Raw genomic sequence first — 12,110 nt, forward strand, 5'->3', positions numbered from 1 at the left:
GTGCGCGGCCGCACGCATCTCACGGTGTACGAGCAGCGGCTGCGTGCCGCCCGCATTCCCTATCTCACGCCGCGCCAGGGCGGGCTGTTGCTGACGCTGGAAGCGGCCGACCTCACATCGCTGCTGCGCTTTCTCGTCACGCCGTTTGCGGATCTCGACCTCGCCGCGGCACTGCGCTCGCCGATCCTGTGGTGCGCGGACGAGGACCTGATTGCGCTTGCCCGCACCGAGGGTCCCACCTGGTGGCGGCGGCTCGAGCGGCGCGTCGCCGAGGGGAGCGCCACGCCTCGGCTCGTGCGCGCGCACCGGCTGTTGCGCGGTTGGCTCGCGTGGGTGGATCGCCTGCCGGTGCACGATCTGCTCGACCGCATCTACTTCGAGGGGGACGTGCTGGCGCGGTATGCGCGGTCGGTGCCGGAGGCGATGCGCGAATCGGTGCTCGCCAACCTGCACGCCTTCATCCGTCTCGCGCTCGAGATCGACGCCGGGCGCTACCCGAGCCTGCCGCGGTTTCTCGACGAACTCGCGTGGCTGCGCCGCGGCGAGGACGAGGAAGCGCCGGACGAGGGCACGACGGGCACTGCCGGCGATGCGATCCGCATCTTGACCGTGCACGGCGCGAAGGGGTTGGAGGCGCCGATCGTGTGGCTGCTCGATGCGAATCACGCGCGGCGCGGCGACGAGCCGAACCGCGTGCTCGTCGACTGGCCCCCGGAGGAGGCGCGCCCTCGGCACTTCTCCCTGCTCACTGCCAAGGCGACACGCGGCCACGCGCGCGACGGGCTGCTGGCGGCCGAGGCGATGCTCGCCGAACGCGAAGAGGCGAACGTGCTCTACGTGGCGATGACGCGGGCGCGGCAGGCGCTCGTCGTGAGCGGTGCGGAGAACGGCAAGGCAGGCCGCAGCTGGTATCGGCGCATCGCGGAGGCGTTCGACTTCGGCGACGCGGGCGGAACCGCAGGAGACGACCTGGCGGCAACTGCCCCAGCGACTGCTGCGCCACCGCTGGCGGTGCCGTCGACCGCAAAGGCTGCGGGCATCGCGTTTCCGGATCCCGCATGGCTGCCCGAACTCGGGCGAGCCTTGCCGACCGGCACGCGGCGCGCTGCGTTTGCGTCGGCGGCGACGCGGCGCGGCGAGCGCATGCACCTGCTGCTGCAGCATCTGGCGGAGCCTGGGACGATCACCGACACGGCTTGGCTGCGGGAGCTGCTCGACGTCGACGAGGCGCAGTTCGCATTGCTCTGGAATGACGCACAGGCCATTCTCGCCGCGCCCGACTTGCAACGCTTCTTCGATCCGACGCGGTATCTGTCGGCGCACAACGAGGTGGCATATGCGGATGCGTCCGGCGAGCTGCGACGCATCGACCGCGTGGTGGAACTCGCCGAGGAAGTCTGGGTGCTGGACTACAAGACCGGCGAGGCGCCACAAGCGGCAAGCCGCCACCGGGCGCAGCTCGAAGCGTACCGCATGGCGATGGCGGCGCTGTATCCAGGCAAGCCGGTGCGCGCCGCGGTGGTGTTCGCGGGCGGGCACCTCGTGCCGTTGTGATCCGCGCCTGGCCGTTACGGGATCTGGATCTTGCCGCCGCCGGGCAGGCCCCCGGGCAGCCCCGCCGCGCCGGCCTTGGGTATGACGATGGAGGAGGCGGCCTGCCGGCGCAGTTCCTCCAGGTCGCGCATCGTTCGCTCGAAGCCTTCGCGGGCGGCGCTCGCGTACTTAGTGACCGCGTCCGCCAGCGAGTTCGCATCAATCTCGAAGCTCAGCGGCAGCGCACCGGCCGAGGTCATCATCTGCGCCTCGCCGACGTAGAGCGTCTTGCGTGCGGGATCCGCGCCGCCGTCGCTCTTGACCGGCGTCATCACGCGGATGGTGCCGATCTTGCGGTCGGTGTAGATCTCCTCGCGGTAGAGATCCGCCGCATCCATTCTGGCTTCGGAAAGCCGGTCGTCTCGCCTGTCGGCCATGGGTGCCTCCGATGGAAGAAGGTAACAGCCGCTCAGGGTAGCAGAGGTCGAGGGGAGAGCGGGAGGGTCACTATACTCGCACCATCGCTCGCACCCGGTGTCGTCACGCCCACGCAATGAGCGCCTTCGTCGTCGTCGTGTTCTGCCTGGTCTACCTCGGCATGATCCTGGGCGGCATGCCGTTCCTGTCTCTCGATCGCACCGGCATCGCCCTGCTCGGCGCCATCACGCTGCTCGCGGTGCGCGACCTCACACTGCAGGATGCGGCGGAGGCGGTGCATCTGCCGACGATCATCCTGCTCTTCGCGTTCATGGTGGTCTCTGCGCAACTGCGACTGTCGGGCTTCTATGCACGGGTCACGGTGCAACTGGCGGCGCTGCCGCTGACGCCGCCCTTGCTGCTCGGGGTGATGATCCTTGCCGTGGCCGGACTGTCCGCTGTATTCAGCAACGACATCGTCTGCCTGGCCGTGGCGCCGGTGCTGATCGACGCCTGCCGCGAGCGTCGCTTGCGGCCGCTGCCCTTCCTGCTCGGCCTCGCGTGCGCAGCCAACATCGGCTCCGCGCTCACCCTGATCGGCAATCCGCAGAACATGCTGATCGGGGAGAAGCTCAGGCTGTCGTTCCCGGGTTATCTGATGGAAGCGGCGGTGCCGGTCGCCTTGGGGCTCGCGGCCACCTGGGGCATCATCGCGCTGCAGACACATGGCAAGTGGGTACACGCCGGTGCGGCGGAAGAGGCGACCCGGGAACGGCGCGGCGAATCGATCCCATTCGACCGCTGGCAGACCACCAAGGGACTCACGGTGGCCACGTTCATCTTCTTCGCCTTTCTCTTCGCGCCGTGGCCGCGCGAGATCGTCGCGCTGACCGGCGCCGGCGTGCTGCTGCTCTCACGCAGGCTGCACTCGCGGCACATGCTGGGGCTGGTGGACTGGCAGCTGCTCATCCTGTTCATCGGTCTCTTCGTCGTCAACCACGCGCTCCAGGAAACCGGTGTTCCCGATCGCGTCGTCGATGACCTGGCACAGGCCGGCGTTTCCCTCGCGGATCCCGCGATACTGTTCGGCGTCACTTTCGTTCTCTCGAACCTGGTCTCCAACGTGCCGGCGGTGATGCTGCTGCTGCCGGTCGCCACACACGCGCTGGCGGGGCCGGTGCTCGCGCTGTCGAGCACGCTCGCCGGCAACCTGCTGCTGGTCGGGAGCATCGCCAACCTGATCGTCGCCGATGCAGCGGAACGGCACGGCATCGCCTTCGACTGGCACCGCCACGCGCGCACCGGCGTGCCGGTGACGCTCGTCACGCTGGCGATCGCGGGCGGGTGGCTGTGGCTGCGAACGAACTCGGCTTGAGCGGGGCGCATCAAGCGCGCCCCGCCGTAGTGCCGTGACCTCGCACGGTCGAGCTCAATGCCGGCAGAGGTTCCCGTGACCGGAAGGGGCGAGCAGGCGGAGGAAGTCGTCCCGGCGCATCCGTACCAAGTCTTCGTGGTCGCCCGCCTCAAAGTAAACGTCGGTCCCCTCGCAGAGTTCGTCATCCACCACGGCTTGCATGCAGTAAGCGACACCCAGAGCGGGAATGGCGCCGGTTGCGCAGTCCTTGAACATGGTGCCAAGTTCCGGCTCGGTGGCGAGTCCCATGGTGCGTCCCAGCTGCTCGCGCAGCGCATCCAGATTGACCCGACGGTCCGCGGGCACGATCGCCATGACGTAGCCCATCTCGTCGCGGAGCACAACCGCCTTGGCCATCTGGTGCGGCGGGATATGTGCTGCGTTGGCGCTGCGCAGGCTGGTCATGGCTTTCCGATGAGGCACCATGTCGAAGGGAACGTGCATATACCTCAGATAGTTTTCGAGCGTCGTGGCAATGGTCATAGCGGCCTCCGAATTGCAGATCCCGGAACTTCCAATATAGACCACGTGCTTCCGAATGCGAGGTCACACGCGCTTGAGATGGCTGCCGCACCCCGCGCGGCAGTCACTCGCGCCGAAGCGCGGAACCACGATCTTCCCGGCGGTGCGTTGATTGACCACGCACTCGGGCTCTGCGAGGCGATGCACGTCCACCACGCGCACGCCCGCTGCGTTGAGGAGATGGTCGATGTGCCAGCGCAGCGTCTTCCTGCGTGCGAGGTGTCTCGCGATGCGCGCTTCGAGATTTCGCCGGGCGCTACCGGTGTAGATGTAACGGCCGGGCGGGAACGCGCAGGCGCCGAGTGCCCCGATCGCAATGCGCACACGCCGCGGGATCTCGATGACGAGCTGGTAGGTGATTGGAGCATTCGGGGGGCCATCCGCCGGGTTTGCGCCTTCCCCTTCAGCCGCTCCGGGCGACGCAGATTTGCAACAGGTGAGTGGGTTTGGTGACATGGAACGCAAAAAAACTAGTAGTTTTCGTTTGACTGGTGCTATAAAGCACAAACTTCCCTCCGCAACCCCATGATCATGATCGGAGGGGCGTATCAGGCGGATTCGAGATCGAAGTCCATAAAAAGTCCTCGAATTCAGGTCCAAAGACGCGGATCGGCGTGGGTGATACGCCCACGAAGGGATTTTTATCCTTGCGCGGTTGTCCGCGTCTTACGCACTAGAGATCATGCAGCATTCCTCAACTGAACTTACAGGCACTGGGGGAAAGTCCATGAATAATCATCGAATTGTTCTAGCGGCAGGGGTTCTCACAGCATTGTCCATAATGCCGGGATGCGCGACGCGGGAATGGGTGCAGTCGCAGATGGATCCCGTCGCCTCCCGGGTGGCTCAGAACGACGAGCGGCTGACCAAGGCGGAGAACCAGATCGGCAATCTCGGTGGGCGCATGAAAGTGGTCGAGGTGAAGGTGGGCGATTTCGACGGCAAGCTCGCCTCCATCGACGCGCGCACGCAGCAGGCGCTCGACACGATGTCCAACTCCAAGCTGGAGCGCCAGGCCGTGGTCGAAGCGGGCGCGACGTTCAAGCCGAATTCGTCGAATCTCGCACCCAGCTCCAGGAAGGACATCGATGCCATCGTCGCCGAGCTCAAGCGCTCGCCGAACGGGACCGAAGGGGTCAGCTTCATCGTCGCGGGTCATACCGACAATTCGGGGTCGCATGACTACAACTATGCGCTCGGGCAGAAGCGCGCCAACGCGGTCGCCAACTATCTGGTGAGCCAGAAGCACGTCGACCGCGCCCACGTGATGCCCGTCTCCTACGGCGAGACGGCGCCGTTGCTGGACAACAGCACGGCCAAGGGTCGCGAGGTGAATCGCCGCGTCGAGATCCTGGTCTACCGCGAAGGCGCGACACCCGCCGTCGCCGCGAACAGCACGACGGTGCATCCGCTGCAGGAGGCCGATGCGCCTCCGGTCGAGCGGGTTTCGCACCGGCAATAAGCTGCACGGTTTTTCCTGGGGTTCAAGGAAAGGGGGCGAAAGCCCCCTTTTTTTCTTGGGCATCCACCACCGCTCTCGACTCGCCGCGAGCCGGCGCGGCATACTTTCGCCCTCGACGCCGTCCACCTTTCCCGGAGATCAAGATGTTCAAGGCCATCCTCATCACGCAGACCGACTCGACCCGCGAAGCCAGGGTTACGGACATCGACGAGGCGCAGCTTCCCGAGGGTGACGTGACAGTACGGGTCGCCTACTCCACGCTCAACTACAAGGACGGACTCGCCCTGACCGGCAAGGCACCCGTGGTGCGCAAGTATCCGATGGTGCCCGGCATCGACTACGCCGGCACTGTCGAAGCGAGCAGCCACCCGGAATGGAAACCGGGTGATCAGGTGGTGCTGAACGGCTGGGGCGTGGGCGAGGGGTACTGGGGTGGTCTTGCCCAGAAGGCGCGCGTGCGCGGCGACTGGCTGGTGGCGCTGCCTGCCGCGTTCACGCCGAAGCAGGCGATGTCGATCGGCACGGCCGGCTACACCGCGATGCTGTGCGTGATGGCGCTGGAGAAGCACGGCCTCAAGCCGGCGGACGGCGAGATCCTGGTGACCGGGGCCGGCGGCGGTGTCGGCAGCGTGGCCGTCGCCGTGCTGGCGCAGCTCGGGTTTACCGTGGTGGCATCCACCGGTCGCACACAGGAGGCGGAATATCTCAAGTCGCTCGGTGCCGCCGAGATCGTCGATCGCGCGCAGTTCTCGGCGCCCGGCAAACCGTTGCAGAAGGAGCGCTGGGCGGGCGCGGTGGACGCAGTCGGCAGCCACACGCTCGCCAACGTCTGCGCGACCACGAAGTACCGTGGCGCGGTGGCAGCGTGCGGACTCGCGCAGGGGATGGATTTCCCCGCCACCGTCGCGCCCTTCATCCTGCGCGGTGTCACGCTCTACGGCATCGACAGCGTCATGTGCCCGAAGCCCGAGCGCATCGAGGCGTGGTCGCGGCTCGCGCGCGACCTGGATCCGAGAAAGCTCGAGACGATCACGCACGAGATTCCGCTGGCCGACGCCATTGCCACCGGTGCCGACATCCTCGCCGGCAAGGTGCGGGGACGCGTCGTCGTCGACGTGAATCGCTGATCACGCACCATGGGCCGGGTGGGCTGAGCCGCGCACCGAGGGCACCCGGTTTCAGCTCCGGCAGCGCCAGAGGAAAATGCTTCCTCGACGATGCCTGGCAATCACCCGAACGAACGGTCACGTCTCGAGGACCACTCGTCCTCTTCCGTCTGCGACCGCGAAATCCCTCGGCTTTGCGGAGATTCCCTGACAAGAGGGCGCGCCGGCGGCGCGATCACGACGGCCCCTGGGTCGACATCGGACAGCACAACGGCATTGGCCCCGATGCGCGCGCCGTCGCCGATCGTTATCGGGCCAAGCAGTACTGCGCCGGCGCCGATGATCACCCGGGCGCCAATCTTGGCGTGCCGGTCGTGCTCGTCCCAAGACCGTGCGCCAATCACCACGCCCGGCATGATGATCGTCCGCTCGCCGACCACGGCCGTTTCGCCGATCACAACACCGGTTGCGTGGGGAATGTGGACCGTGGGGTGTATCCTGGCGCGCGGGTCGATATCGGAGCTCGTCACGATCTTCGAGAAGCGATAGATGGCTCGACCGAGGGCGCGGCCGATGACCGGGATCCCGTTTGCACGCCCGGATGCCAGGTGCAGTCTGACTGCGAGTCTCATCTTCTCTCTCCTCGGATCATGCGACGCTCGGCTGCAGGACGGGCCGCACCACTCGATACCGTCGAAATGCGCAGATAGCGCACGCCGATGCGGGCGCGGAGACACCGCGGAGACACGTTTGCCCGCAAACACGGTGCACGGAAGCGATGCGGCCCCTGGCCTCCACATGACCGGGGGCCGGCACGATGGTCGTCATGCGCGCCGCCGGTCCTGCCATTCATTGACCACCCAGCGGAACTTGCCGGCTGACGTGTTGGGAAGGAGATCCTTGAGCTCGACCGTCACGCGCACGGTCGGATCGACGAGGTGCTTGATGTTGTACAGCAGCTTGTCCTGGTCGGCCTGCGAAAAGCGTACATCGGGCACCAGGCGCAACTCCCATTGTCCCGGGGCGATCTGCGCGATCTGCGATTTGCGCACGTTCGCCACGCCCTTGAAGGCAAAAGTCAGCACGGACGGACTGATTTCCGTGCCATCACCGCCCGTGATGCGGTCTTCCAGCTTGCCGGTGACCGGCTCGATCATCGGGAAGGATCGTCCGCAGGGGCACTGGCCCGGCTTCCATCGCGTGCGGTCACTCAAGCGATAGCGCACCAGCGGCATCGCCAGGTTGTGCAGCGTGGTGCCGACAACATAGCCGTCGTCGTTCGTCGGCGCGCCATGCTCGTCCACTATCTCGACGTGCGAATAGTCCGTGTTGACGTGCATCGATCCGTATTCGCACTGCGTAGCGAAGGCCACGCGTTCGGCCATGCCGTACATGTCCATGATGTTGCACGCAAGCCGCTCCTGAATCAGTTCCTGTTGGTTGGGATAAAGCGGTTCGGAAGCCGTGAACAGGTAGGGAATGCACAGCGACATGTCGCGCCGTTCCAGGTACTGCGCCAGCGTGTAAGCCGTGGAAGGATAGGCCTGCATCATCGCAGGCGCGTAATCGCGGAGCTTGCGGATAACGGCGTCGATGCACTGATCCGTCAAGTGCCGCGAAGACAGCAACAGCTGGCGGTTGTAGCGGTTCTCGAACCAGAATGGGGGCTCCTGCCGGTCGAGCTTCGTCACCGCGTCGCCGCGCAGCGTGGCGCGAGGCATGCCCTCCACATAGCCTCCCCAGCTCCAGTGACGCTTGATGAAGGCTTGCTCCATCTGCACTGATCGCAGGCTGCGGAAGATCACCAGCGGCGTGCCGGTGGTGCCGCTGGTCTTGCCCAGCACATGCCAGGGCCGTTTGACGCCGCCATTCGGATACAACGCCTGCGGCTGGTCCAGCAGCATCGTCTTGTCAACAATCGGGAACAGTTCGCGCAGCGCCTGCCGCGCTTCGCTCGGCGCAAAGTCGCGTGGAACATGCGCGTAGTAAGGTAGTTTGGCGATGGCCGTCTGCAGGCTGCGGTGCAGCAGCCGGTCGCCCAGCTTCTGCAGCGCCTCGCTGTCCATCGCCTCGTGTCGACGCAGCCTGCGCACCAGCTGTTGACTCAGCACATTGTCGCGCACCAGGGCACGGCTGCCGTATAGCAGTTCCATGCGCAATTCGGTCAGCACGTATTCCTCCCCTTTCTTTTCGAGATGCTCGAGCACTGTATGGGTGGGTCATGCGTGACCCACATATGCATATTACGATGTCAATGACGGAAGTCAACAAAGCAGATTTGTCGGAATTGTCACGGCGAGCAGGGCGAGCGTCTGCGCTCATGGGAGTCCGCGTTGCGCGGCAAACGAGGCTGACCGGCGCGTGCTCGTGCTGCGTTCTCGCGTGGCTCTGCGGCACTCGTACAGACCGAGCGCTCAAGGCCGCGCGCGCTGCAAAGAAAGAGGTGCACAGTCACTGCCGGCAACTCACTGCCCGGAACTCTGAACCGGCCATTCGAACCAGCTCTTCTGTCCCGTGGGGCGATGGCAGCTCGCGGGCGAGCGGAGCATGGGTAAGTAGTCGAATCCCTGCATTGTGCTCAACCAAGTCGTAAACCTTGGAGCGCCGGCGAAACCACCCCGCACTTTGGCGGTCACAGTCGATTCTTCGTGAAGGAGGAGTGCGTTGGCGTCCACGATCACCACTGGCAATCGCGTTGCCCGCGACGCTTCCCGATCTGCGACGCGGCCCGTGATCCTCGTCGTCGACGACGACCCGGAGGTGGTGCGCGCCGTGGCACGCGATCTGCGCACCGCGTTCGGCGAGCACTATCAGATCGTCCGTGCGGATTCGGGCGCGGCTGCGCTGGAGGCAGCGCGCACGCTCAAGCTGCAGAACCGCCCCGTTGCGCTCTTCCTGGCCGACCAGCGCATGCCCGGCATGACGGGGGTCAAATTCCTCGAACAGGTGCTGCCCATCTTCCCCGAGGCGAAGCGTGCGCTGCTCACGGCGTATGCCGACACCGACGCGGCCATCCAGGCGATCAACGCGGTGCATCTCGACTACTACCTGATGAAGCCGTGGCATCCGCCGGAGCTCAACCTCTATCCGGTGATCGACGAGCTGCTGGGCGACTGGCAGGCGAGCTACCAGCCGCCGTTCGAGGGTGTGCGGCTGATCGACAGCCAGTGGTCGCCGGAGGCGCACCAGCTGCGCGACTTTCTCGCGCGGAACCAGATCCCTTATCGCTGGCTCGATGCCGAGACAAACAGCGAGGCACGTGACCTGATCGGCTGCTTGCCGGGGACGGAGCAGGCGGCGTGCGGCCGCACCGATAGCAGCGGACTGCCGCTGGTCCTGCTGGCCGACGGCACGCGCCTCGCCCGTCCGACTCCCGCCGAACTCGCCGAACGGCTCGGGCTTGTCACGCATTCGAGCACGCCGTTCTTCGACGTGATCATCGTCGGCGGCGGACCGGCCGGGCTCGCTGCCGCCGTGTACGGTGCCTCGGAAGGACTGTCGACGGCCATCCTGGAGAAGGACGCGCCGGGCGGGCAGGCGGGGACCAGCTCGCGCATCGAGAACTACCTCGGGTTTCCAGCGGGCGTGTCGGGCGGCGAGCTCACCCGCCGGGCGCTGTCGCAGGCGAAGCGGTTCGGTGCCGAGGTGATCGTCACGCGCTCGGTCGAAGGCGTGCGCGTCGAAGGTCCGTACAAGTTCGTGCGGCTATCCGACGGCAGCGAGCTCTCGTGTCACGCGCTGGTCATCGCCACCGGCGTGGCCTATCGCCGGCTCGACTGCAACGGCATCGACGCGCTGACCGGCGCCGGTGTCTACTACGGGGCGGCGACGACGGAAGCTGCAGGTTGCGGCGAGCAGGACGTGATCGTGGTCGGTGGCGGCAACTCCGCGGGGCAGGGCGCCATGTTTCTCGCCCGCTACGCGCGTTCGGTCACCATCGTCATCCGCGGATCGGGGCTCGCGGCGACGATGTCGCACTATCTCATCGACCAGATCGGGCGGACGGAGAACATCCGCGTGCGGCCGTGTACGGTAGTGTGCGCGGTGGGGGGCAACGGCCGGCTGCAGGAGGTCACACTGCGCAGCACCGACACCGGCATCGACGAAACGCGGTCAGCGGCCGCGCTTTTCATCTACATCGGCGCCGAGCCACAGACCGACTGGCTGGACGGCGTGATCCAGCGCGATGCGCGGGGCTTCATCCGCACCGGGTCGATGCTTGCGCGCGAGGGCGAACGCAGCGCCGCCTGGCCGCTCTCTCGCGCGCCCTTCCTGCTCGAGACCAGCGTGCCCGGTATCTTCGCCGCCGGCGACGTGCGCTGCGGCTCGGTGAAGCGGGTGGCCGCCGCCGTCGGCGAGGGATCGATCGCCGTGCAGTTCATACACCAGTACCTCGCCGACCAATGATCCCGCTCGACCGGCTCCGCGCCATGCCCCTTTTCGCCGACTTGTCGGACGACTGCATGCGCTGGGTGTGCAGCCAGCTTGTCGAAGTCACGCTCGCACCGGGCGAGGCGCTGGTGACGGAGGGCGATCCGGTGCGCGGCTTTTTCATCCTCGTCGAGGGCGGGATCGATGCGCTGAAACGCACCGACAACGGCGAGTCGCTCCCGGCCGGGCATCACACCGCGCCGGCCTTCTTCGGCGAGATACCGCTGCTCGCGCAGACCCGCCTGTTCGTGACGCTCCGCGCGGTCGCCCCATGCCGCCTCGGCCAGCTCCCTGAAGCTGCGTTTCGCCGGCTGCTCGCGGATTCGCCCGAGTTCAGCAGGGTCATCTTCCGCACCATGGCCGAGCGCGTCTCCGGGATGGAGTCCTTCGCACGCCAGCGCCAAAAGATGGCGGCGCTCGGTACGCTCGCCGCCGGTCTCGCGCACGAACTCAACAATCCGGCGGCGGCGATCGCACGCGTCGTCGACCGCCTGCGGCACGTGCTGGATACACTGTACGAAGCGACCGACGCGCTGCACGTCCATGGTCTGCCAGCGACTGCCTGCGGTGTGCTGGAGAATTTCCGCGAGCGCGCCGAGGCGCGGCTCCAGGAGCAGGTGGCGGTCGACCCGCTGGTCGCTGCCGAGCAGGAAGACGAGATATCCGACTGGCTCGGCGATCGGGGTGTCGGCGAGAGCTGGCTGCTTGCGCCGACGCTGGTCGCAGGCGGCATCGCTCCGACCGACCTCGACGGACTCGTCGCCGGAGTGGGCGAGGAGAACACCGACGCGGCGGTACGCTGGGTGGCATCGAGCGTCGAGCTTGCCACACTGCTCAACGAGGCCGGGCGCGGCTCGGCGCGCATCTCGGAGCTCGTCAAGGCGCTCAAGTCGTACTCTTACGAGGGTCAGGCGCCGCGGCAGGAGGTCGACCTGCACGACGGCATCGAGGACACGCTCACGATCCTGCGCCACAAGTTGAAACATGGCATCGAGGTCGTGCGCGACTACGACCGCTCCCTGCCCCGGCTGATGGTCTACGGCAGCGAGCTGAATCAGGTCTGGACCAATCTGATCGACAACGCCGCCGACGCGCTCGGCGGGCAGGGCACCATCACCATCCGCACGCGGCGCAACGGCGAGTTCGCGGTGATCGAGGTCTGCGACGACGGCCCCGGCGTCCCGCCGGAGATCCAGCCACGCATTTTCGATCCCTTCTTCACGAC

Annotated in this window: 11 protein-coding genes; 6 read left to right on the top strand and 5 right to left on the bottom strand. The window is 66.5% G+C overall.

The genetic code is table 11. From position 1 onward, the window contains the following. Window positions 1-1,554, top strand: a 1,554-nt coding sequence (locus JNK68_06170) for a PD-(D/E)XK nuclease family protein (GenBank protein ID MBL8539941.1), incomplete at its 5' end; no start/stop codon positions are given. Between the two features lie 14 nt (window positions 1,555-1,568). Here the strand turns inward: JNK68_06170 and JNK68_06175 are convergent. Beyond that, window positions 1,569-1,970, bottom strand: a complete 402-nt coding sequence (locus tag JNK68_06175; protein MBL8539942.1) for a hypothetical protein — start codon at window positions 1,968-1,970, stop codon at window positions 1,569-1,571. Window positions 1,971-2,086: 116 nt separating this feature from the next. On the opposite strand from JNK68_06175, the gene JNK68_06180 reads away from it, so the two are divergent. Further along, entirely contained in the window at window positions 2,087-3,325 is a 1,239-nt protein-coding gene (locus JNK68_06180) for an anion transporter (protein MBL8539943.1), read from the top strand. A gap of 54 nt (window positions 3,326-3,379) precedes the next feature. Here JNK68_06180 and JNK68_06185 read toward each other — a convergent pair whose 3' ends face one another. Both JNK68_06185 and JNK68_06190 read right to left on the bottom strand, forming a co-directional pair. Beyond that, on the bottom strand, window positions 3,380-3,847 hold the full coding sequence (locus tag JNK68_06185) for a YbaK/EbsC family protein (GenBank protein MBL8539944.1): 468 nt from the start codon (window positions 3,845-3,847) through the stop codon (window positions 3,380-3,382). 63 nt (window positions 3,848-3,910) lie between these two features. Further along, window positions 3,911-4,342 (bottom strand): GIY-YIG nuclease family protein, encoded by a 432-nt coding sequence (locus JNK68_06190; GenBank protein ID MBL8539945.1) that lies wholly within the window; start codon window positions 4,340-4,342, stop codon window positions 3,911-3,913. 364 nt (window positions 4,343-4,706) lie between these two features. Here JNK68_06190 and JNK68_06195 point away from each other — a divergent pair, with 364 nt between their 5' ends. Both JNK68_06195 and JNK68_06200 read left to right on the top strand, forming a co-directional pair. Continuing rightward, window positions 4,707-5,348: an OmpA family protein gene (locus JNK68_06195; GenBank protein MBL8539946.1), complete on the top strand. Its 642-nt coding sequence runs from the start codon at window positions 4,707-4,709 to the stop codon at window positions 5,346-5,348. A gap of 143 nt (window positions 5,349-5,491) precedes the next feature. Beyond that, window positions 5,492-6,475, top strand: coding sequence for an oxidoreductase (locus tag JNK68_06200; protein MBL8539947.1), 984 nt, complete (start codon window positions 5,492-5,494; stop codon window positions 6,473-6,475). A gap of 101 nt (window positions 6,476-6,576) precedes the next feature. Here the strand turns inward: JNK68_06200 and JNK68_06205 are convergent, their stop codons facing one another. Together JNK68_06205 and JNK68_06210 are read right to left on the bottom strand one after the other, a co-directional pair. After that, window positions 6,577-6,984, bottom strand: coding sequence for a serine acetyltransferase (locus tag JNK68_06205; protein MBL8539948.1), 408 nt, complete (start codon window positions 6,982-6,984; stop codon window positions 6,577-6,579). A 294-nt stretch (window positions 6,985-7,278) separates the two neighbouring features. Further along, window positions 7,279-8,661, bottom strand: coding sequence for a phenylacetate--CoA ligase family protein (locus JNK68_06210; GenBank protein ID MBL8539949.1), 1,383 nt, complete (start codon window positions 8,659-8,661; stop codon window positions 7,279-7,281). Between the two features lie 469 nt (window positions 8,662-9,130). On the opposite strand from JNK68_06210, the gene JNK68_06215 reads away from it, so the two are divergent. Together JNK68_06215 and JNK68_06220 are read left to right on the top strand one after the other, a co-directional pair. Further along, the gene (locus JNK68_06215) at window positions 9,131-10,861 is read left to right on the top strand and encodes an FAD-dependent oxidoreductase (protein MBL8539950.1); all 1,731 of its coding nucleotides are present in this window, start codon (window positions 9,131-9,133) and stop codon (window positions 10,859-10,861) included. Window positions 10,862-10,884: 23 nt separating this feature from the next. Next, a partial coding sequence (locus tag JNK68_06220) for a cyclic nucleotide-binding domain-containing protein (protein ID MBL8539951.1) occupies window positions 10,885-12,110 on the top strand: 1,226 nt, incomplete at its 3' end.

Source organism: Betaproteobacteria bacterium, from assembly GCA_016791345.1.
Lineage (GTDB): Bacteria > Pseudomonadota > Gammaproteobacteria > Burkholderiales > JAEUMW01 > JAEUMW01.